The following is a 21,060-nucleotide window of genomic DNA, read 5'->3' as shown; positions in this document are numbered from 1 at the left end:
CGGTCACGAGCCGGGCCGCACCTGCCCGCTCTGCCAGGCCCAGGCGGCGATCTCCACCCGGTTCCGCGCGTTCAGCTTGAGCTGGATGCTGGACAGGTGGGTCTTGACCGTGGACAGGGACACATACAGTTCGGCGGCGATCTCGGCGTTGGTGCGGCCGAGGGCGACCAGGCGGACGACGTCGAGCTCGCGGTCCGTGAGGGGTTCCGGCAGCGGCGCGGCGCGGCGCGGGGCGGTCGGCTCCGGGGCGGCGGTGACGTGTTTGAGCAGGCGTACGGTCACCGAGGGGGAGACCAGCGAGTCGCCGGCCGCGGCGGCGCGTACCGCCTCCGCGAGGAGTGTCGGCCCCGAGTCCTTGAGCAGGAACCCGCACGCACCGCCGCGCAGCGCGCCGTACACGTACTCGTCGAGGTCGAAGGTGGTGACGACGACCACGCGCATCGGGTCGGCCACCTCGGGACCGGCCAGCAGCCGGGTCGCCTCCAGGCCGTCCAGCTTGGGCATCCGGATGTCCAGCAGGCACACGTCCGGCCGCACCCTGCGGGCCAGCGCGACCGCCTCCTCGCCGTCGGCGGCCTCCGCGACGACGGTGATGTCGGGCTGGGCGTCGAGGAAGAAGCGGAAACCGGTGCGGACCATGTCCTGGTCGTCGGCGATCAGGACGCGGATGGGGGCGCCCGGCGGGGCGGGGGTCGTCATGGCTCGATCATGCCTCAGGGAATCGGAGGAGGACGGCCCGCCGGTACGCCGGGCCGTCCTCGCCATGGACGTCGTCAGTCCGCGGTCTGCGCCGGATCGGCCGTGACTCTGCGCAGCAGGGGCCGGCTGCCGCTGATGGCGGCGAACATGGCCAGCGCTCCGACGACCACGCACACGATCAGTTGGATGAGACCCGACGTGTTGATCGTGGCGCCTACCAGCTTGTTGAGCTGATACGAGCCGTACATGCCCATCGCGGTGGTGCCGCCCGCCAGCACGACCAGGGGCAGGACCGTCTCGCGGACCCGGGCCCGGTCCAGCACCTTCAGCGGCGTGCCCGCCAGGCGCAGCAGGCCGTAGACGCGGCGCCGGTCCAGGACGTTCGCGGCGGCGGTGAGACCCGCGGAGGCGGTGGCCAGGACGAAGCTCATGGCCAGTGTCGCGGTGCTGACCTGGGCGATGCGGTCGGTGATCGTGCGGTCGCTCGCCGTCGCGTAGTCCTTGGTGTACGGCAGGTGGCCCGAGCCGAGGGAGGACAGGACGGTGACGGCGGTGTCCCTCCGCTCCGTGCCGCCGGAGACATGGGCGACCACGCCGGGGCTGCCACCGAGCAGGCTGTCGTAGTCGTCGGCGCTGACGACGGTGACCTTCGCGGTGATGCCCGCACGGTCCAGCAGAGTGCGGGCCTCGACGGCGGTGTGCCGGGACTCGGTGGCGTTCGCGGTGATCACGGCCACCTGGTCGCCGTAGTTCGCGTCGCCGAAGCTCAGCATGCTGACCGAGAAGAACCCGGCCGCGAAGCCGGCCAGCACCAGACCGCTGACGGTGCGCCAGGCGCCCCGCGGGTCGTCACTGAGCCTGCGGGCGGCCAGCAGTGTGGCCGGGCGGCGGGCGAAGCGGCCCGCGAGCCGGCCCAGCTGATCCACGACCCAGGGGCCGAACAGCCAGAACGCGCCGTAGAAGACGAGCAGCAGAACCAGCAGCTGTCGGCTGGTGACCTCGCCTCCCGTGGACACCCAGATGTAGCCGAGGGCGGCCACGAAGGCGACCATGCGGATCAGCCGGGTCCGCCGGGGGTTCGCCTGCTGGGCGACCCCCAGGGGCGAGGTCGCCACCTGACGCAGCATCGACACGGCACTGACCGTGATGAGTGCGGTGACCGCCAGCACGACCGCCGCGAACCACCCCGGTCCGACCCAGAGTTGGTCTGTGTACCAGCTGCCGACGCCGTACGGGATCTCGGCGAGGGCGGGCAGCAGGGCGACGTAGGCGAGCGCGCCCGTCAGCGCTCCGACCGCACCGACGCCGGCCGCCTCCACGGCGGTCATGCCGATGATCTGCCGTGGGGTCGCGCCGGCCAACCGCAGCGCGGCGAGCCGCTGTTCGCGCCGGGCGGCACCCAGTCGTCCGGCCGCCGCGGAGAGCACGACCACGGGCATCGCCAGCAGGACCACACCGAGCAGCGCGGTCGTCCGGTCCCCGGTCGTGAAGAAGGTGGCCTTGGTCCCGGAGAACCCGGAGATCACGGCCCGCCCGGCCTGGTCCTCGTCCCACCAGTTCGCGCCCTCCGCGGCGGCCTGCGACATCGCGCGGTCGGACGGCGCCCGGCCGACCACGGCGACCAGCTCGTCCGGCGAGGCGAGACCGGCGGCGCCGATCGTGCCGTAGGACTTCACCTCGGGGAAACGGTCGGCCAGTTGGTTCGCCGGCAGCTTGTGCAGCAGTTCGGCGAGGGCGGGGGAGACGTACACCTCGCCCTGCTTCGGGAAGGTGTCGAGTCCGGGCGGGGCGGGGGTCGCGGAGCGGCCGGGCAGCTGGGCGAGCGACACGACGGCGAGGGGTTCGCCGCGGACGTACGTCGTGGCGAGCGCCTGGACGGCCGTGCCGTTCTTGGCGGGCTCGGGGGTGCGCCAGGTGGTGTGGTCGGCGCGGGTGCCGGAGCCGACGGTGGCGGCGATCATCACCAGCATCACGAAGGCGCCGACGGCCGCGGCCCCGGCGGCCAGCAGATGGCTCTGCAGGCCGCGGCGACCGGAAGCCTTGGCCAGATGGAGGGTCAAGGGCAGGACGGGGGAACGCATTTCGGCATCTCCGCTGAGAAGAGGGGGATCAGGCGACTGTGTACTGGCTGTGGCCGCTGACGCGACCGTCGCGGACCTGGAGGACGCGGTCGCAGTGGGCGGCGACCTCGGCATCGTGCGTGACCATGACCAGGGCGGCGCCCTGGGCCCGGGTGACCGAGGTGAGGAGCTGGATGCCCTCCGTGCTGGTCGCCTGGTCAAGGGCGCCGGTCGGCTCGTCGGCGAAGACCACGTCCGGTTCGACGGCCAACGCCCGGGCGATGGCGACCCGCTGGGCCTGACCGCCCGACAGCTGTCCGGGGCGGCGCTCTTCCAGACCGTCCAGGCCCAGCGGCGCGAACCAGCGCCGGGCCCGCTCGACGGCCTCCTTGCGCGGGGTGCCCTCCAGCATCAGGGGCAGGGCGACGTTCTCCTGAGCGGGCAGCTCCGGGAGCAGCTGGCCGAACTGGAACACGAAGCCGAACCGCTTGCGGCGCAGCTCACTGAGACGGTTCTCGCCCAGCTGGTCGATGCGCTCCCCACGCAGCAGCACCTGTCCGCCGTCGGGACGGACGATCCCCGCGAGGACATGCAGCAGCGTGGACTTGCCGGACCCGGACGGCCCCATGATCGCCAGCGAATCACGCTCGCCGACCTGAACGTCCACACCCGCGAGCGCGGTCGTGGCACCGTACTTCTTGACGAGGCCGTGCCCGGCCAGAACGGTATTCATGATGTGAGTAGGCTCCTGTCCTGCACTTTTAATTGGCCGTTGATCAAGCGCCCCGTAAGGGGCGCGGGGCTGTATCGATATGCGGCTCCGCCGCGTGGGCGCGACCAGCCACAACGGCGCCGCAGCAAACCCACGACACATCGCGGCACTACCCGCGGAGCGTTCCGCGCTCAGCGCTCGAATTTCCAGGTGACGGAGTCCCCCGTGGCCTTGACCACGGAGACCGGTATCTCGACGGACGACCCGTCCGACTTCTTGCCGGAACAGGTGACCGTCGCGCCCGCCACCGCCTTCAGCCCGGTCGGACACCGCACGTCGTGGACCTTCACGCCGATGAGGGGAACCGGGTGGTACTTGCTCTGCACCCGACCCGCGACGATGTTCGAGGACAGGGCCTTCTGCCCGTCCACCTGCACGGTGGTGGACGTGTCAAGCGCGGTGGTCGATTCCGTGCCGGAGAGCACGTACACACCGACACCGGCGACACCGAGCACGGCGGACGCGCCGCCGACGACACCGATGATGAACTTGCGCTGCATGAGAACTCCTGGGAGCTGAAGGGGAGGAAGTGGCTCCACCCTCGCCCGCACACCCGGCCCCGCGCCTCGGCCATAAGGTCGGCGCCCGCGACGCCCCATCGGCCGATCGGCCGATGCCGTGCCGCGGGCACACGCCACACCGTGATCGGCAAGAAGGCGCCCGCCGGGCAGGCCGCCCTGGCGTCACTCCCACCCGCGGCTGTTCAATGGGGCTGCACATACGCCACCGGGAGAGGAGCCCTCAGTGTCACCAGCAGCCGCTCCGCCCGTCGGCGCCCGTATCCGTCAGGTGCGTCTGGACCGCGGGATGAGCCTGCGGTCGCTGGCCCGGGAGATCGGGGTCTCGGCGAGCCTGGTGTCGCAGATCGAGACGGGCAAGAGCCAGCCGTCCGTCAGCACGCTGTACGCGATCACGACAGCGCTCGGCATCACCGTCGAGTCCCTCTTCGAAGCGCGGGAGTCCATGCCGCGGATCGCGGCCGGCGCCGCCCCCGGCACCGTCCTGCACGCCCTCGCCGCCTTTGCCGCCGACCCCGGCCGGCGCATCGGCCCGCTGGTCACACCCGGCGAGCGGGAGACGCTGGAGCTGGACTCGGGGGTCGTCTGGGAGCGTCTCGGCCATGTGCCCGGCACGGACGTGGACTTCCTGCTGGTGACCTACCGGCCCGGCGGCTCCTCCTCCGGCTCCGGCGGTCTGATGCGGCACACGGGCACCGAGTACGGCTTTCTCACCTCGGGTGAGCTCGTCCTCACCCTCGGTTTCGACGAGTACCCGCTGCACCCCGGCGACGCCGTCTGCTTCGAGTCGACGACACCGCACCGCTACCGCAACGATGGAGAGGAACCAGCCGTCGGCGTATGGTGTGTGTTCAGTAGTACTTGACACTTCCGGCGGGTGGTCGTTCACTCCGAATCGGGGGTGGTCGCCATGGCGATCCGCACATTCGGACCCAATGCCGTCGACTGGGAAGAGCGCGTCGACCTGGACCGGCTGCGCAAGCAGCGCTTGGCCCGGCTGAACGAACAGCTGAACCGCTCCGAGCTGGGCGCCCTGCTCAGCTTCGACTTCGCCAACATCCGCTATATGACGGCCACGCACATCGGCACCTGGGCGATGGACAAGCTGATCCGCTTCGCTCTGCTGACCCGCGGCGGCGAGCCGGTCGTCTGGGACTTCGGCTCCGCCGCCCGCCACCACCAGCTCTACAACCCGTGGCTCGACTACAGCGACGGCAAGGGCGGCCCGCCCACCGGCGCCCGCGCCGGCATCTCCACCCTCCGCGGCGCCTTCCACCCGGACGCGGGCATAGCCGAGGACGTCGCCCGGAAGATCGCCGCCGAGCTGCGCGCGCACGGCCTGGCCCAGGAACCCCTCGGCATCGACGTCGCCGAGATGCCGGTCCTCGCCGCCCTGCGCGCCGAGGGCATCGACGTCGTCGACGGCCAGCAGGTCTTCCTGGAGGCCCGCCGCATCAAGACCGGCGACGAGATCTCCCTGCTCACCCAGGCCTGCGCGATGGTCGACGCGGCCTACGAGGAGCTGTACGGCTATCTGCGCCCCGGCGTGCGCGAGAACGAGTGCGTCGGCGTCGTCAGCAAGGTCCTGTACGACCTCGGCAGCGAGTACGTCGAAGGCGTCAACGCCATCTCCGGCGAACGCTGTTCACCGCACCCGCACGTCTACAGCGACCGCCTGATCCGCCCCGGCGACCCCGCCTTCTTCGACATCCTGCACAGCCACCTCGGCTACCGCACCTGCTACTACCGCACCTTCGCCGTCGGCAGCGCCTCCCGCGCCCAGCGCGATGCCTACGTCCGCTGCCGGGAGTACATGGACGAGGCGATCTCCCTGGTCCGGCCGGGCGCCACCACCGCCGACATCGTCCAAGTGTGGCCGCGCGCCGAGGAGTTCGGCTTCGCCGACGAGACGGCGGCCTTCGCCCTCCAGTACGGCCATGGCGTCGGCCTGTCCATCTGGGAGAAGCCGATCTTCAGCCGTCTGGTCTCGCTCGACCACCCCGAAGTCCTCGAAGAGGGCATGGTGTTCGCGCTGGAGACCTACTGGCCCGCCGCCGACGGCTGGTCCGCCGCCCGGATCGAGGAGGAACTGGTCGTCACCGCCGACGGCTGCGAGGTCATCACCAAGTTCCCGGCGGAGGAACTGCTGGTGGCGGGACGCAAGTACTGGACGGTGGGCGGCGAGCTGAACACCCGCCGTGAGGCGCAGTCCCACCTGAACACGGGGACGGCCGATGGACGCCACTGAACTCCTCGCCCGGTACGAGCAGATGGCCGTCATCCGCCGTACGGAGAAGGCCGCCCACGACCTGTTCCTGCACGGCCTGGTCAAGGGCACCACCCACCTCGCCGCCGGGCACGAGGCGATCGCCGTCGGCGCGAGCGCCGCCCTGCGCGCCGACGACTACGTGTTCGCCACCTACCGCGGGCACCACCACGCCCTGGCCCGCGGCGCCACCCCCGAGGAGTGCCTCGCCGAGCTCATGAGCCGGGCCACTGGACTGTGCAAGGCCAAGGGCGGCTCGATGCACCTCACAAAGGCGGCCACCGGCATGCTCGGCTCGTACGCCATCGTCGGCGCCCACCTCCCGATGGCGGTCGGCGCGGCATGGTCGGCCCGGTTGCGCGGCACCGACCAGATCGCGGTCGCCTTCTTCGGCGACGGCGCGACCAACATCGGCGCCTTCCACGAGGCGCTGAACCTGGCGGCCGTATGGAAGCTGCCGGTGCTGTTCGTGTGCGAGAACAACCTGTACATGGAGTACACGCCGATCGCCGACGTCACGGCGGTGGCACGACCCGCCGCCGACCGGGCGCCCGCGTACGGCATCCCCGGCGAGGTCGTCGACGGCAATGACGTCGTCGCCGTGCACGAGACGGTGGAGCGTCTCGCCCGGCGGGCCCGGGCCGGAGACGGGCCCGCCCTCATCGAGGCGCAGACCTACCGTCACTTCGGGCACAGCCGCGCCGACCCGGCGACCTACCGTCCGGCCGAGGAGGTCGAACGCTGGCTCAAGCACGACCCGCTGGACCTCGCCCGCGGCAGGCTCATCGAGCTGGGAGTGGCGCCGGAGACGGTCACCGCGGCGGACGAACGCGCACGGGATGTCGTAGCGAAGGCGGTCGAGGCGGCGAAGGCCGCTCCCGGGCCCGATCCGGGTGAGGCGTTGACCGATGTGTGGGCCGACGGAGGTGCCGCATGGCGGACGTGACAGCCGAACGGGCCGTCGGCGCACGGGAGATCAGCTACCGGGAGGCGGTCGCCGAGGGTATCGCGCGGGAGATGCGGCGCGATCCGGCGGTGGTGTGCCTGGGCGAGGACATCGGTGAGGCCGGCGGGGTCTTCAAGACGACCGTCGGACTGCGAGAGGAGTTCGGGCCGGAGCGGGTGTGGGACACGCCCATCTCCGAACAGGCCATCGTGGGCGCGGCGATGGGCGCCGCGATGACCGGGATGCGACCCGTCGCGGAGATCATGTTCTCCGACTTCCTGGCCTGCTGCTGGGACTACCTCGCCAACGAGATACCCAAGGTCCGCTATATGACGGGCGGCCAGGTGACCGTGCCCCTCGTCGTGCGCACCGCCAACGGCGGCGGACTCGGCTTCGGCGCCCAGCACTCCCAGGCCACCGAGAACTGGGCACTCACGATTCCCGGCCTGAAGATCGCGGCCCCGTCGACGCCCGCCGACGTGATCGGCATGATGGCGGCGGCGATCCGCAGCGACGACCCCGTCGTCTTCTTCGAGCACAAGGGCCTGCTGGCGAGCAAGGGGACGCCTCCGCCACCCGGCCATGTGGTCGACCTGGGAAGCGCGACCGTCGTACGCGAAGGCGCCGACGTGACGCTCGTGGCGCTCGCCTCAATGGTGCCGGTGGCGCTCCGGGCCGCCGAACTGCTGGCGGCGGAAGGCATCCAGGCCGAGGTCGTCGACCTGCGCTGCCTCGTCCCGCTGGATGTCGCCACCGTCCTCGCCTCGCTGGCCCGGACCTCGCGGCTCCTGACGGTCGAGGAGAACCCCTACCAGGGCGGTTGGGGCGCCACCCTCGTGTCGGTCGTCGCCGACGAAGGATTCGGTCTGCTGGACGCGCCCGTGCGCCGGGTGGCGGGCGAGTGCGTTCCGCTGCCGTTCGCCGACGCGCTGGAGGAGCAGGTCATCCCCACCGTAGAGAAGGTCGTGGCGGCGGTCCGCAGCCTCGCCGCCTATTGAACACCCCATGGGAGGAAGCACGATGACCGATCGGACACTCCTGCGCGCCGGGCACATCATCTCGATGGACCCCGGCATCGGAGACCTGCCCAAGGGGGACATCCTCATCGAGGACGGCCGGATCGCGGCGGTGCGGCCGGAGATAGACGCGGACGCCGAGATCCTCGACATGACCGGCCGCATCGTGATCCCCGGATTCGTGGACACCCACCGCCACACCTGGGAGGCGTCGATCCGCAACGTCGCCCCCGACGCCACCCTGGACGACTACTTCGTCGACATCCTCGACACCTTCGCACCCCTCTACACCCCCGAGGACGTGTACGCCGCCAACCTCGCGGGATCGCTGGAGTGCCTGAACGCCGGCATCACCACCCTCGTCGACTGGTCGCACATCAACAACACGCCCGCCCACCCGGACGCCGCGATCCAGGCGCTCACGGAGACCGGCATCCGCGCCCAGTACGCGTACGGCAGCGCCAACACCTCGCTCGCCGACTACTGGTTCGACAGCAAGATCGCGGTGCCGGGCGACGACGTACGGCGGATCCGCAGCACCTACTTCGCCTCCGACGACAGCCTGTTGACGATGGCCCTGGCCACACGCGGCCCCGGCTTCTGCACCAACGACGTCGTCACCGCCGAGTGGGCCCTCGCCCGCGACCTCGGCATCCCGATCACCGTCCATGTGGCGATGGGCCGCCTGGCGGGCCGCTTCGGCATGGTCAAGCAACTGCACGACCTGGGGCTCCTCGGCGCCGACACCACCTACGTCCACTGCTGCTACTTCAGCGAGGAGGAGTGGCAGATGGTCGCCGACAGCGGCGGTACGGTCTCGATCGCGCCGCAGGTCGAGGTGCAGATGGGACACGGGTGGCCGCCCGTGATGAAGGCCATCGAATTCGGGCTGCGGCCGTCCCTGAGCATCGACGTCGTCACCACCGTGCCCGGCGACATGTTCACCCAGATCCGTGCCGCCTTCGGCGCCGAGCGCGCCCGCGTCAACGCCGACTGCTGGAAGGCCAACCTCCCCGTCCCCGACACCATGTTGACGGCACGTCAGATGCTGGAGATCGCGACCCGCAACGGCGCCCACGTCGCGGGCGTCGAGGACCGCACCGGCTCCCTGACCCCCGGCAAGCGCGCCGACATCGTCGCGATCGACGCCACCGCGCTGAACGTCGCCCCGGTGCACGACGCGGCGGCCGCGGTGACGCTGTCGGCGGACGTCTCCAACGTCGACACGGTCCTCGTCGACGGCGTGGTCCGCAAGCGCGACGGCCGGCTCCTGGCCGACGTCGACCGGGCCCGGCGACTGGTCCAGGAGTCCCGCGACCGGCTCCTGGCCGCCAAGGAGGCGAAGAGCGCGGCATGACCATGCACCTGGTGCGCCGGGCCGCCGACGTCCCCGAGCCGCCGTACGACGAACTCGGCTATCGGCGGCGGGAGTTGGTCGGTGAGGACGACGGCAGCGTGCACACCGGCTTCGGCCTCTGCGAGCTACGGCCGGACGGCCGGGTCGCCGCCCATGTGCACTCGTACGAGGAGAGCTTCCACGTGCTCGACGGGACCGTCATCCTCGATGTGCCCGAGGGGTCCTGCCTCCTCGAAGAGGGCGACTACGGCCTCCTCCCGGCCGGTGTCCCGCACGCCTGGCGCGGCGCCGGGGACATGGGCGGACGCTGGGCCGACATGCTCGCCCCGGTGCCGCGGGCCCGCTACGGGTACGACACCCAGGCGGTGCCCGCGCTGCCCGCGCGCGACCCCGTCCGTGTCGACGTCCGTGACCCGCGCACGCGGTCGCTCGGACACTTCGAGCCCGGGCAGATGGACCCGGGTAAGCAGTCCCAGGATCTGCTGGCGGTCTCGGCGAGCATGCGCACCGCGCTGCTCGTCTACAGCGGCATCACCGTGAAGATGATGGTCGACAGCGACCTGGGCGCGGTCACCTCGACGATGTTCATGGTGCGGTACGCGCCCGACGGCGTCGCGGGCAGCCACGACCACCCCTTCGAGGAGACGTATCTGATCCTCGAAGGCGTCGTGGACGCGACGTTCGACGGGCTGAGGTACCGGCTGGTTCCAGGCGACTGCGCCTGGGCAGGCGCCGGATGTGTGCATGGATTCTCCAACGCCGGTACGGGACCCGTGCGTTGGCTGGAGACGCAGGCACCGCAGCCGCCGGTGCGCCACTCCTACCGGTTCACGCGGGACTGGGACTATCTGAGGGAGGTACTGGGGTCATGAACAGCGTCCTCGTCGTCGGCGGTACGTCAGGCATCGGCCGCGAGTTCGCGCGGATGCGCGCGGAACGCGGGGACGAGGTCGTGATCACCGGCCGTGACGCCCACCGTTCCGACACGCTGGCCAAGGAGATCGGCGCGGCCCGCGGCCTCGCCCTGGACCTGTCGCGGCCGGGCGAGATCGCCGCGGCGCTGGCCGACGTCGGCCGCGTCGACCATCTGGTGCTCGCCGGGGTCACCCGCGACGACGACCTGGTGGACGAGTACGACATCGATGCCGCACTGAACCTGGTCACGCTGAAGCTGGTCGGCTACACGGAGGTCGTGCACGTCCTGCGGGCCCGGCTGCACGACGACAGCGCCATCGTGCTGTTCGGCGGACAGGCCAAGGAACGCCCCTACCCGGGGGCCACGACGGTGGCGGCCGTCAACGCCGGGATGACCGGCCTGATGCACGCCCTCGCGGTCCAGCTCGCCCCCGTCCGCGTCAACGCCGTCCATCCCGGCGTAGTGGGCGACAGCCCGTACTGGCTGGCCAAGCCGGAGAAGGTGCTGGCCGCCCTGCGCACCGAGACACCCACCGGACGGCTCGCCACGATGGCGGACGTGGCGGACGCCGTGGACCTCCTGCTGCGCAACCGGTCCGTCAACGCGGCGGAGTTGAGCGTGGACGGGGGCTGGCTGCTGGGCTGAGGGTGACTGCCCTGCTCATGCCTTCAGCGGGTCGTGGCCGACGGACATCAGCCGATGCCGACGGCGGGTCTCCTCCGGCTCCGGCTCGTTCTCGAGATCCGCCTGCTTGTTCACCGTGTCCACCACCTCGTACATCACCTGGATGTCGTCGTCGGTGAGGTCGGTGCGGCGCTTCTGCAGGATCGCCAGCACATGCTGCCCGGTCGGTGAACCGGCGTGTTCGGGAAGCGGTTCGGTCTCCTCGGCGGCGTCACTGACCCGGAGCCAGGCAGCCAGTTCCTGCGAGGTCATGTTCACCACGCGGTGGAACTCGTCCCACAGCGTGTCGAGTTCAAGGGCGTCGGTCATCATGCGCCTCTTCCTTGCGTGCTCTCTCGCCCGTCAGTCGCGCGGCCAGTTCTCGGCGTCGAACATCCACCGCTGCTTCTCCAGCTCGCGCGTGATGCCGATCAGCAGATCCTGGGTGACCGGATCCGGCTTCTCGGTGGCGTCGATCCGCTCGCGCAGCCGTCCGATGGCCGCCTCCAGCGCGTCGACGAGCAGTTGGACGACGTCCGTGTCCCGCAGCCAGCCGTCCTTCGGGCCGGGCAGCGTGAACGCCGAGGCGATCGTCTCGGGCCGGCCGTCCGGCGGCAGACCGAGCGCCGCGGCCCGCTCGGCGACCGTGTCGGCGTAGCCGCGGGCCGCCGTCACCACCTCGTCGAGCTGAAGATGGATCGAACGGAACCGCGGGCCGACGACGTTCCAGTGCGCCTGCTTCCCGATCAGTGAGAGCCCGAGCAGATCCACGAGCGTGCCCTGCAGCGCCTCCCCGGCGATCCCGCGGGCCGGTTCGGGCAGCGTGCTCTTCACGACGGTCATGACGTGCTCCTCCTTGCGGCTTGGCGTCTGCTTCTACGGAGCAGTCGGCGGCGTTCGTCCTCACCGGTGCCGCCCCAGACGCCCGAGGTCTGGCCGTTGTCCAGCGCCCACGTCAGGCACTCCTCGGACACCGGACAGCGGGCACAGACGCGTTTGGCCTCCGCGACGTCCCGCAGCGCCGGTCCGGACGTGCCCACCGGGAAGAACAGCTCAGGGTCCTCTCCCGCACAGGCTGCATTGCCCAACCACTCCATGCGGGCGCGGGTGCCCAGGGCGAACTGGTGCAAAACACAAGGCCCGGTCTCCTGTGAGTTCGTGCTCGCCGGGACCATAAGGCGAGACGGTCCTTACGGCACCGGTTAGCTGCAACTAGCATCGGTCTCCGCATGGACACGATGACGCTCTGGCACATAACCGGCTGGGAGTTCGCCGCCCTCGCCGCCGCGGCCCTCCTCGTCGGCTTCTCGAAGACCGCGGTGAGCGGCGCCAACACGGTCAGCCTCGCGATCTTCGCGGCGGTGCTGCCGGCCCGCGCCTCCACCGGCGTACTGCTGCCGGTCCTGATCGCCGGCGATGTGCTCGCCGTCCTCACCTACCGGAGGCACGCCCACTGGCCCACGCTGTGGCGGCTGTTCCCCGCGGTCGCCGCCGGCGTCGTCGGCGGCACGCTGTTCCTGATGTGGGCGGACGACGGGATCGTCCGGACGTCGATCGGGGCGATCCTGCTGATGATGGCCGCGGTGACGGTGTGGCGGCGGCGCAAGGCCGACGCGGAGGCGGAACAGCCGGACTCGGTCGGCACCCGCTCCGGCCGGATCAAGGCCCGCTCGTACGGCGTCCTCGGCGGCTTCACCACCATGGTCGCCAACGCGGGCGGCCCGGTGATGTCGATGTATCTCCTCTCCGCAGGCTTCCGCAAACTCGGCTTCCTGGGCACCTCCGCCTTCTTCTTCCTGATCGTCAACGTGTCCAAGGTCCCCTTCAGCGTCGGCCTCGGCCTGATCGACGGCCACTCACTCCTCCTCGACGCCGCACTCGTCGCGTTCGTCGTGCCCGGGGCGTTCATCGGCAAATGGGCGGTGGACCGCATCAACCAACGTCTCTTCGAGCAGTTGGTGATCGCGGCGACAGTGCTGGGCGGCCTGCAATTGCTGCTGCGCTGAGCTTCTGAGCGGTCTTGGTGAAGGTCGGTGCAGTACCGCAGCCCCGTAAGGGGCGCGGGGCTGTATCGATATGCGGCTCCGCCGCGTGGGCGCGACCGGCCCCCACCGGCCCGCGGATTTGTCACCGTTCTTCCAGCGGAGCGCCCAGCAGCGCCGGAAGGTCCGCGAACGAGTCGATCACATGGTCCGGCTCGCCACTCGCCGCCCGGTGGGTCTGAGGCAGATACTTGCCGGTCCTCACCAGCACCCCCGTGAGCCCGGCCCGCTGCGCAGCCAGTACGTCGGACTCGATGTCGTCGCCGATCATCAGCGCCTCGTCCGCACCCGCCCCCAGCCCTGCCAGCGCCGACGTGAAGAACGCGGCCGACGGCTTCCCGGTGACCTCGGCCTCGACCCGGGCGGCCTTCTCCAGGCCGACCAGGAAGGCCCCGGCGTCCAACTGCAGCCCGCCCTCGGTGCGCCAGTACAGATTGCGGTGCATGGCGACCAGCCGCGCCCCGCGCTGGACGTACCCGAAGGCCCGGTTCAGCGCCGCATAGCCGAACTCGGGACCGGCGCCGCCGACGATGACGACATCCGGGACGGTGTCCGTGTCCGCCTCGTCCAGCACCTCCACACCGCGGAGGTCCTCCCGGATGTCCCCGCTGTTCAGCAGCGCGCACCGTGCCCCCGGACAGTGCTCGGCGAGATACGCGGCGGTGACCGCGGGCGCGGTCAGGATGTCGTCGGCGGACACCGGGAACCCGGCCTCCACCAGTGTCCCCGCGATCGACGCCCGGGTCCTGGACGTCGTATTGGTGACCAGCGCGACCGGCAGACCCGCCGCGCGGATCTCCCGCAGCGCCTCGACCGTCCCCGGCAGCGGCTGCCAGGAGACGGTGAGGACTCCGTCGATGTCGATGAGCACGGCGCGTACGGATGCCATGTCCGTGACGATAGCGATCGAGCCGCCCGGCGCATCTCAGGGAGCGATCCCGACACCCTCGACCCTGCTCCAGGACTTCTCCCGCGCGGCCGTCATGGCGGGCCAGCGCAGCCCGCCGGGCCGGGGTTCGACCCGTGAGGCGTACGGCGAGGGGCGGTAGTCCGGATCGTAGAAACAGCCGGTGCCATACGTCCGGTCGAACGCGGCGCACGTCGCCGACACCGACCCCGGGCTCGGCTTCCGCCCCGTACGCACCCAAGTGTCCAGCGCGGCAAGGGAGTTGGCGTACTCCGCGTCACTCAGCTCGCTGTGCTCCTGCTCCCGCGTGAACGTCTGCACCAGATAGCGGTCCCGGTCGGCGCCCTGAAGCGTCGCCCGGTACGCCGCCTCGTGCTCGACGAACGCCGTCGGGTCGTCGATCGCGTGCAAGGTCAGCACAGGGATCGTGACCTTGCCGGTGAGGTCGCTGTCGTACGACAGATCGCGTACGGCGGACGGGTCGGCGCCGAACCGCTCGACTCCGGCGTTCAGCGCAGCGTCGTCGTGCGAACCGGAGTACCGCACACCCTGGTTGCCGAACGGGTTCCGGCCGCCGAGACGGTCGTGCACGATGTCGCGGAAGGTGAAGGTCGCGAACCGCAGATGCGACTCCAGGGCGCGCTCCGGGATCTTCGTGACGCCCAGGATGTCGTCGAGATTGCGCTGCTGCGCCGGGGTCCGGTCGGGCGGGGCGGAGGCGTAGCCGGTGCACTCCTGCAACCGCGCCCGCAGCCCCGCGGCCGTCATGGCCGAGTCGGCGCGCAGCCCCTGCCACAGCGGATACCGGGGTTCGCTCGGGCGCGGATGGTTGCGGCAGTAGTACTGGTAGACCACGCGCAGGTCGACGCGGTAGTCGTAGCCGCGGGAGCCGCCCGCGAGGACGCCGTTGGTGAGCAGCGCACCGTCGTACGGCCCGCGCCGGGTGCCGTATGTCTCCACCACCTTGGCGGCGACGTTCCCGCCCCACGACTGACCGTGCACATACGTCCGCCGCGGCTCGCCGAACTCCCCGACGAACAGCCGCCGTACGTTCTCGGTGTCGGCGGCGGCCATCCGGGTGCCGTAGCCGCCGCGGCGGTACGACGACCCCGCCCACGCGTACCCCTCGTCGACCAGCACCGACCAGCGACCCAGGTCGTCGAGGCTGCGGGCGGGGTCGGAGCCGGTGCCGAGGTCCGGGCCGCCGTGGGAGTGGACGACGAGCGAGCCGTTCCAGTCGTCGGGGACGGCGATGGCGTAGTGGGCGCCGTGGGTGTCCTGGCCGGTGTAGCAACGCGCCCGGTCGGCGAGGTCGTCCGGGCAGGCGACGGCGGCCGGGCGGGGCGGGCCCGCCTGTGCGGACGGGGCCGCGGTGAGCGTGCCGGCGGCGACCAGCGCCAGACAGGCGGTGAGTCCCGCCCCTACACAGGACCAGCGGCTGCACGTTCTCGACCTGTACAAGGCACGGCTCCTTGTCCTAGCCGGCGCATCGTCGCGCCGTGCGCCGAGATGCTAGGAAGGCGAGGGGAGCAGGAGAACGGTCCGATCGGTTCTGTTCATAGTGTTCGCACAGGAGGGGGAGTCAGGACGGGAGTTACAAGGGGAGTCAGGACGGGAGTTACGGGGGGCGCGGCCTCGACCGTCCTCGACCGTAGGCTCACCCCATGTCCCCGCACATCCTCGTCCTCGGCGGCACGACCGAGGCCCGCCACCTGGCCGCCGACCTGGCGGCACGGCCCGGCGTCCGCGTCACCACGTCGCTCGCGGGGCGCGTGTCGAAGCCGGGCGCGGTCGAAGGGGACGTACGCATCGGGGGTTTCGGCGGTGCGGCCGGCCTGGCCGACTGGCTGCGCGCCCACCACGTGGACGCCCTCGTCGACGCCACGCACCCGTTCGCCGAGTCGATCACGGCGAACGCGGCGGAGGCGGCAACGGCGACCGGGCTGCCGCTGCTCGTCCTGCGCCGCCCCGGCTGGCAGCAGGGCCCGGAGGACCGCTGGCACCAGGTCACCTCACTGGACGCGGCGGCCGAACTGCTGCCCCGCCTCGGCCATCGCGTCTTCCTCACCACCGGCCGACTCGGCCTGGCGGCCTTCGCCCACCTCACCGACCTGCACTTCGTCGTACGGTCGGTGGATCCACCCGAACCGCCCATGCCCCCGGACACCGAACTCCTGCTGTCCCGCGGCCCGTTCACGGTCCCCGACGAGAAAGCCCTGCTGCACGCCCACCGCATCGACGTCCTCGTCACCAAGGACAGCGGCGGCCAGGCCACCGCGGCAAAACTCACGGCCGCCCGCGAACTCGCCCTGCCGGTCGTGGTCGTACGCCGCCCGCCCTTGCCGTGGGGTGTGGATGCGGTGGGCGATGTGGCGGGGGTGTTGGAGCGGTTGGGTCTGGGCGGGGTGTGACGGGGGTCGGGAGTGGGGCTCATGGAGTGGGGGGGCTGATGGAGTGGGGCCACGTCTTCTCAGCGCGCCGTTGGTGTGGCTGGGGCAACGGGAGGTGCCGGCCCGGTTCCGCCCGGTCCGTTCCCCGCTCGGCGTTTGCGGTTCGCCCTACGACTCCTTCGGTCCCCGGCGCCGCAGCAGATACGTGTCCATGATCCAGCCCTTGCGCTCCCTGGCCTCGGCACGCAGCCGCTCGATGCGGGGGGCGGCCTCGGCGATCGGGCCGGAGGCGAGGATCTCGTCGGGTGTGCCTATGTAGGCGCCCCAGTAGATGTCCATGTCCTGGTCGGCGTACTGCCGGAAGGCCTGGTGGGCGTCGAGCATCACGACCACGTCGTCCACGCCGTCCGGGAAGCCCTCGGCGAGCCGCCGTCCGGTGGTGATCTGCACGGGCCGCGCCACCCGGTTCAGCCCCGTCCGGTGCCGGGCGACGAGCGCCGAGACGCTGCTGATGCCCGGCACGACGTCGTACTCGAAGGCCACCGCGCCCCGCGCCAGCACCTCCTCGAGAATCCCGAGCGTGCTGTCGTACAGCGCGGGGTCGCCCCACACCAGGAACGCGCCGCTCTCGTCCTCGCCCAGCTCCTCGACGATCATCCGCTCGTAGATGTCGGCGCGGGCGCTGCGCCAGTCACCGACGGCGGGGGAGTACGCCGACCCGCCCGCGGACCGATCCCGCTCCGGGTCGCGCGCCGCCACCACGCGATACGTCCCCTCGGGCACATGTGCGTCGAGTATGTCCCGGCGGAGCTGCACCAGGTCGGACTTCACCTCGCCCTTGTCCAGGACGAAGAACACGTCCGTGCTCCGCAGCGCCTTGACGGCCTGCAGGGTCAGCTGGTCGGGGTCGCCAGCGCCGATACCGATGACATGAATCTTTCGCACGCCCCCGAGTCTGCCGCACGCCACTGACAACGCATGCGGCACCTCCTACGAGGCACTGCTGAGCCCTGTTGAACCCCTACTGACCCCCTGCTACGAGCCCCCGCGCAGCCGAGGCGCCCGCGCCCCCGCGTCGACGGCCACCCCGTCCCGCTCCACGTCGCCCGCCAACTGCCGCGCCCAGGCCACGACACCGGCGAGATCCATCCCGTACGGCCGCGGCTCCCCGGAGCCCGACGCCCACTCCTCGACGGCCCCGGCCCCACGCCGCAGCAGCCGCACCCCGCCCGTGAGATTCCCGCGGGCCGTGTGGGTGAGCCCCACGGCGAGCTGGGCCAGCCCCCGCCACAGCGCGCGCTCCGACGCGGGACCCGATTTCCAGGCGTCCTCGAAGACCTCGTGCGCATGGAACGGCTTCCCCGCATCCAGCAGCTCCTGCGCCTCGGCGACGGTCCGCGCCGGGCTGCGCACGACCCCCTCCGGCTGCCGCGCCACCCCTTCCGCGCCGTACGGCAACGGCCGCCCGAGCCCGTCCCGCGGCCGGGCATTACGTGCCCGCCCCTCATGATCCCGGTCCCGCGCCCCCACCGGTCCTCCCGAAGATGTACTGCCCATACCTCGATTCTGCCCCGCCGCATCATCTTTCGGCGCCGCCCCCGACGTGCGGTAAAGTTCTGTCTCGCGCGCTCACGCGGATCACCGCGAGACAGCGCACCGGGACGTGGCGCAGCTTGGTAGCGCACTTGACTGGGGGTCAAGGGGTCGCAGGTTCAAATCCTGTCGTCCCGACAGTTCGACGGACTGTCGTAGCAGGTCAGGGCCTTGAATCACTTCGGTGAGACGAGGCCCTTGATCGTTTCTGAGGCTCTCGTCTCACAATCTCTCACAGACAGGTCTATAACCCTGACCAGGTTGCCCGGATCCGCTGACCTACGGAGAGGCGCTCAGGCCGGGCCTTGGCCAAACACGTCCAGAACATGCGTCAACGCGCCGTAGACTGACTGGCCGTGACATCTCAGGGCGATGACAGCACCCCGGTTCCTGGCATAGCACCTGCGGGTGACGATGACGGAGACCCCAACCCCGGTACCAGGCAGGTAAGGGGCAACTCGAACACCAGCACCACAGCCCCCGACACTTCTTCATCGCAGCACAGCGAAGATCACCGCATTGTTCTGATTGGATTTGCCGTCGCCTTGATTGGTGCGCTAATTGGTGGAGTATTTTCCTACCTGGGGGCTTACCAGCAGGCCCGCACGCAAATCGAATCGCAATCCTCCCAACTCTTCGAAGATCAGAAGAAGGAGCAACGCGAGAAGCGGGCGGAGGTGTATGAAGAATTCCTCAAAGCGGCCGACACCTTCGCGGTAGAAACAAACAAAATCATCACTGATTGCAAAGATGGTAAATGCTCACCAAACTGGGGTGACTGGCAAACCGCTCGCTACGACTACCAAGGGGCTGTCAATCATGTGTGGGTCTTTGGGAGTGATGCGGCCGTCAAGCAACTGGTAGCGGTTTCAGGGACACTGCCCGAGTCCGTTTGGGCACCCAACTCGGACGAACTGAATCTACGCTTCAAGTCGACCGGATTCACGACTGCTTATAACGGCTTCCAATCTTTGATGTGCCGGGAACTTCCTGCGCAACCCCGCAACAGCTGCTGAGGTGGGGATGATCTTCCCCTAGCCGAGCAGCTCGCTCAGCTTCTCCGAGCCTGCCTTGAGGCTCTGCGGGTCAGGGTGGACGTAGACCCGCTTGGTGAACGAGAGGTCGCTGTGCCCGGCCCAGGCCGAGACCACCGTGTCGGGAACGCCGTTGTTGGCCATCCAGGAGAGGCAGGCATGCCGCGCGTCGTAGAGACGGACCCTGCGCACGCCTGCTGCCTCCATCAGCTTCTGTGCCTCACGCCGAAGCTTGTCCGTCTTGAACGGGCGACCAAGCTCATCGACCACCACATAGCCTGAGTCCTCATAGGCCTCACCAGCTTGCTCCTTCTCCTTCGCCTGGAGACCTCGGAGAGCCACAAGCGAGCTGTGAACAGGCTTGGGCAGCGGCAAGGTGCGCTTGCCGTTGAGGGTCTTGGGCTGCTTCTCAACGACCTTGTTTCGTAGACCCAGCTCAAGGCTTCGGTCGTAGACGATGGTTCGGGTATTGCCAACGGCAATAGTCCCCTCCCCTTCGAGGTCAACATCCTCTTTCCAACGAGCGCCGCATACTTCTGCGGGACGCTCGGCAATGAGGGTGAGGAGCATGGGACCGAACAGCCGGTGATCCTTGCTCGCCTCGATGAAGGCCTTCACCTCGGACTCGTCCCATGGACGCCTCTCAGGCGCGTTCTGGGCTGCGCGAGTGCGAGCCTCCCGGGATATTCGAACGTGCTCGGCGACGTTTCGGACCACCCAGCCTCGGCGAACGGCCAAATGCAACGCCGAGCGGAAACGGCCGAGCGTCAGCTGAACTGAGCGGGCACCCAAACCGGTGCCCGGCTTCCCGCCTCGCCGGCGTCCGCTGGTGACAAGCCAGTCGACGAACTCCTCGACATCCTCCTCGGTGAGCTGCTGTACGCGCTTGTACCCGAGGTGGTTACGAACCGGGCGGACCGCGTTGTCGTAATTGGAGGAGGTCGCCTCCTCAACATCCCGCGTCGCGGCCTTGAGCCAGATATCCAAGAGCTCGTTGACAGTCAGCTTGGTCGGTGCGACGTACTCGCCTGTTTTGGACTGGTGACGAATACGAGCAAGCTCGCTGCGTGCTTCCGTCTTCGTGTCATACGTCTTAGTGACCTGCCGACGCTTCCCGTCGGCTTTGCGGGGTCCGTCCGTTACGAAGCGATACCGCACCGTGCCGTCCCGCAGTACCACCTTCTTTATGGGATCTCCCACTGGGTCACCTACTCGCGGTGAACCCCCCTGAAATGAACGTGAGCGCAAGCACTCACAGGCGGCTACAAGAGGTGCTCCCCTACTCTGCCTCAAGGTAGCGGATCAACGAAGCGGTGATCACTCGGTACCGAGTACCGAGGCCACCACTCGAAAAGGAACCTGGTCGCGCTTGATCAACTCGTACAGATGGGAACGTGAGATACCGAGCGCCCGCGCTGCGTGGCAGACATCGATAGTCGCTGCCCACGAGTGGATCTCCGAAAGGGTGGGTCTCATGAAGGATCATCCTCCGGCGTGGCCTTTCTTCGGCCGACCAGGTCCCCGCTTGCGGGGCGATCAGGCCGAGTTCGGTGAACGTCTTGTCGGACGCGATGTCCTTCAGCCTCGGGTACTCCTGGGCGGTGTGCTGCAGGACGAGGTTGATGGCGAACTCATAGCCGGAGCGGGCCGCCCCGGACGCGGTGGCCCGCCAGTGCAGGGCCCGCTTGTCCTACTCGGTCTTGACCAAGGTCCCCTCGAAGCACACGTGCGACCCGGTGGTCTCGGCGCAGTCCTCCGCCTTGGCCGACTGAAGGGCGTCGCGCTTCCACGGAAGCTCGGCGAGCGCGTGCACCACCCTGTGCGGTGAAGCCTCGGCCAGCCGGGCCGCCGCGATCACGCTCGCGATGACGTGCCGACCGG

23 protein-coding genes and 1 tRNA gene are annotated in these 21,060 nt (G+C 69.9%); 11 read left to right on the top strand and 13 right to left on the bottom strand.

The genetic code is table 11. From position 1 onward, the window contains the following. Nucleotides 1-3 precede the first annotated feature (3 nt). The 4 genes from OG828_RS07805 to OG828_RS07790 form a co-directional block, all read right to left on the bottom strand. Nucleotides 4-699, bottom strand: coding sequence for a response regulator transcription factor (locus OG828_RS07805; protein ID WP_328500596.1), 696 nt, complete (start codon nucleotides 697-699; stop codon nucleotides 4-6). 74 nt (nucleotides 700-773) lie between these two features. Further along, nucleotides 774-2,780 carry an FtsX-like permease family protein gene (locus OG828_RS07800; protein WP_328500595.1) on the bottom strand — a complete coding sequence of 669 codons (2,007 nt, stop codon included), beginning with the start codon at nucleotides 2,778-2,780 and terminating at the stop codon, nucleotides 774-776. A 28-nt stretch (nucleotides 2,781-2,808) separates the two neighbouring features. Continuing rightward, entirely contained in the window at nucleotides 2,809-3,492 is a 684-nt protein-coding gene (locus tag OG828_RS07795) for an ABC transporter ATP-binding protein (protein WP_328500594.1), read from the bottom strand. Between the two features lie 170 nt (nucleotides 3,493-3,662). After that, nucleotides 3,663-4,031, bottom strand: a complete 369-nt coding sequence (locus OG828_RS07790; protein ID WP_328500593.1) for a DUF4333 domain-containing protein — start codon at nucleotides 4,029-4,031, stop codon at nucleotides 3,663-3,665. A 244-nt stretch (nucleotides 4,032-4,275) separates the two neighbouring features. On the opposite strand from OG828_RS07790, the gene OG828_RS07785 reads away from it, so the two are divergent. Genes OG828_RS07785 through OG828_RS07755 form a run of 7 tightly spaced genes read left to right on the top strand, consistent with a single transcriptional unit; the run spans nucleotide 4,276 to nucleotide 11,195 of the window. Then, nucleotides 4,276-4,914: a helix-turn-helix domain-containing protein gene (locus tag OG828_RS07785; protein WP_328437271.1), complete on the top strand. Its 639-nt coding sequence runs from the start codon at nucleotides 4,276-4,278 to the stop codon at nucleotides 4,912-4,914. 45 nt (nucleotides 4,915-4,959) lie between these two features. Further along, nucleotides 4,960-6,297: a M24 family metallopeptidase gene (locus OG828_RS07780; protein ID WP_328437270.1), complete on the top strand. Its 1,338-nt coding sequence runs from the start codon at nucleotides 4,960-4,962 to the stop codon at nucleotides 6,295-6,297. After that, nucleotides 6,284-7,261: a thiamine pyrophosphate-dependent dehydrogenase E1 component subunit alpha gene (locus tag OG828_RS07775; RefSeq protein WP_328500592.1), complete on the top strand. Its 978-nt coding sequence runs from the start codon at nucleotides 6,284-6,286 to the stop codon at nucleotides 7,259-7,261. The genes OG828_RS07780 and OG828_RS07775 overlap by 14 nt, the downstream gene beginning before the upstream one ends. Further along, nucleotides 7,249-8,259 (top strand): alpha-ketoacid dehydrogenase subunit beta, encoded by a 1,011-nt coding sequence (locus OG828_RS07770; RefSeq protein WP_328500591.1) that lies wholly within the window; start codon nucleotides 7,249-7,251, stop codon nucleotides 8,257-8,259. The genes OG828_RS07775 and OG828_RS07770 overlap by 13 nt, the downstream gene beginning before the upstream one ends. A gap of 22 nt (nucleotides 8,260-8,281) precedes the next feature. Continuing rightward, nucleotides 8,282-9,634, top strand: coding sequence for an amidohydrolase family protein (locus tag OG828_RS07765; RefSeq protein WP_328500590.1), 1,353 nt, complete (start codon nucleotides 8,282-8,284; stop codon nucleotides 9,632-9,634). Beyond that, a complete protein-coding gene (locus OG828_RS07760; protein WP_328500589.1) occupies nucleotides 9,631-10,506 on the top strand; it encodes a cupin domain-containing protein in 876 nt (291 codons plus the stop codon). The genes OG828_RS07765 and OG828_RS07760 overlap by 4 nt, the downstream gene beginning before the upstream one ends. Continuing rightward, nucleotides 10,503-11,195, top strand: coding sequence for an SDR family oxidoreductase (locus tag OG828_RS07755; protein ID WP_328500588.1), 693 nt, complete (start codon nucleotides 10,503-10,505; stop codon nucleotides 11,193-11,195). Before OG828_RS07760 ends, OG828_RS07755 begins: the two co-directional genes overlap by 4 nt. A gap of 15 nt (nucleotides 11,196-11,210) precedes the next feature. Here the strand turns inward: OG828_RS07755 and OG828_RS07750 are convergent, their stop codons facing one another. The 3 genes from OG828_RS07750 to OG828_RS07740 are packed head-to-tail and all read right to left on the bottom strand — an operon-like array spanning nucleotide 11,211 to nucleotide 12,310. Next, on the bottom strand, nucleotides 11,211-11,543 hold the full coding sequence (locus OG828_RS07750) for a DUF3140 domain-containing protein (protein ID WP_328371642.1): 333 nt from the start codon (nucleotides 11,541-11,543) through the stop codon (nucleotides 11,211-11,213). A gap of 33 nt (nucleotides 11,544-11,576) precedes the next feature. Further along, on the bottom strand, nucleotides 11,577-12,056 hold the full coding sequence (locus OG828_RS07745; protein WP_328351521.1) for a Dps family protein: 480 nt from the start codon (nucleotides 12,054-12,056) through the stop codon (nucleotides 11,577-11,579). Further along, complete coding sequence (locus tag OG828_RS07740) at nucleotides 12,053-12,310, bottom strand: WhiB family transcriptional regulator (protein ID WP_328371640.1); 258 nt, start codon at nucleotides 12,308-12,310, stop codon at nucleotides 12,053-12,055. Before OG828_RS07740 ends, OG828_RS07745 begins: the two co-directional genes overlap by 4 nt. Nucleotides 12,311-12,442: 132 nt before the next feature. Here OG828_RS07740 and OG828_RS07735 point away from each other — a divergent pair, with 132 nt between their 5' ends. After that, on the top strand, nucleotides 12,443-13,219 hold the full coding sequence (locus OG828_RS07735) for a sulfite exporter TauE/SafE family protein (protein WP_328500587.1): 777 nt from the start codon (nucleotides 12,443-12,445) through the stop codon (nucleotides 13,217-13,219). 121 nt (nucleotides 13,220-13,340) lie between these two features. On the opposite strand, the gene OG828_RS07730 is transcribed toward OG828_RS07735, so the two are convergent. Both OG828_RS07730 and OG828_RS07725 read right to left on the bottom strand, forming a co-directional pair. Next, nucleotides 13,341-14,144 carry an HAD-IIA family hydrolase gene (locus OG828_RS07730; protein ID WP_328437261.1) on the bottom strand — a complete coding sequence of 268 codons (804 nt, stop codon included), beginning with the start codon at nucleotides 14,142-14,144 and terminating at the stop codon, nucleotides 13,341-13,343. Between the two features lie 36 nt (nucleotides 14,145-14,180). Continuing rightward, the gene (locus tag OG828_RS07725) at nucleotides 14,181-15,623 is read right to left on the bottom strand and encodes a hypothetical protein (protein ID WP_328500586.1); all 1,443 of its coding nucleotides are present in this window, start codon (nucleotides 15,621-15,623) and stop codon (nucleotides 14,181-14,183) included. Nucleotides 15,624-15,826: 203 nt separating this feature from the next. On the opposite strand from OG828_RS07725, the gene OG828_RS07720 reads away from it, so the two are divergent. After that, nucleotides 15,827-16,573 carry a cobalt-precorrin-6A reductase gene (locus tag OG828_RS07720; protein WP_328500585.1) on the top strand — a complete coding sequence of 249 codons (747 nt, stop codon included), beginning with the start codon at nucleotides 15,827-15,829 and terminating at the stop codon, nucleotides 16,571-16,573. Nucleotides 16,574-16,720: 147 nt separating this feature from the next. Here the strand turns inward: OG828_RS07720 and cobF are convergent, their stop codons facing one another. Both cobF and OG828_RS07710 read right to left on the bottom strand, forming a co-directional pair. Then, nucleotides 16,721-17,497: a precorrin-6A synthase (deacetylating) gene (gene cobF / locus OG828_RS07715; RefSeq protein WP_328500584.1), complete on the bottom strand. Its 777-nt coding sequence runs from the start codon at nucleotides 17,495-17,497 to the stop codon at nucleotides 16,721-16,723. A 90-nt stretch (nucleotides 17,498-17,587) separates the two neighbouring features. Continuing rightward, a complete protein-coding gene (locus OG828_RS07710) occupies nucleotides 17,588-18,109 on the bottom strand; it encodes a DUF309 domain-containing protein (protein ID WP_328437258.1) in 522 nt (173 codons plus the stop codon). 100 nt (nucleotides 18,110-18,209) lie between these two features. Here OG828_RS07710 and OG828_RS07705 point away from each other — a divergent pair. Continuing rightward, nucleotides 18,210-18,283: transfer RNA gene (locus OG828_RS07705), tRNA-Pro, on the top strand. A 218-nt stretch (nucleotides 18,284-18,501) separates the two neighbouring features. Beyond that, complete coding sequence (locus tag OG828_RS07700) at nucleotides 18,502-19,161, top strand: hypothetical protein (RefSeq protein WP_328500583.1); 660 nt, start codon at nucleotides 18,502-18,504, stop codon at nucleotides 19,159-19,161. 18 nt (nucleotides 19,162-19,179) lie between these two features. Here OG828_RS07700 and OG828_RS07695 read toward each other — a convergent pair whose 3' ends face one another. Both OG828_RS07695 and OG828_RS07690 read right to left on the bottom strand, forming a co-directional pair. Beyond that, on the bottom strand, nucleotides 19,180-20,379 hold the full coding sequence (locus tag OG828_RS07695; protein WP_328500582.1) for a site-specific integrase: 1,200 nt from the start codon (nucleotides 20,377-20,379) through the stop codon (nucleotides 19,180-19,182). Nucleotides 20,380-20,869: 490 nt separating this feature from the next. Continuing rightward, complete coding sequence (locus OG828_RS07690) at nucleotides 20,870-21,037, bottom strand: hypothetical protein (protein WP_328500581.1); 168 nt, start codon at nucleotides 21,035-21,037, stop codon at nucleotides 20,870-20,872. Nucleotides 21,038-21,060 lie beyond the last annotated feature (23 nt).

This window comes from Streptomyces sp. NBC_00457, from assembly GCF_036014015.1.
In the GTDB taxonomy this organism is placed as follows: domain Bacteria; phylum Actinomycetota; class Actinomycetes; order Streptomycetales; family Streptomycetaceae; genus Streptomyces.
The sequence above is the reverse complement of the archived record's forward strand: the minus strand, read 5'-3'. Positions and strand labels throughout refer to the sequence as shown.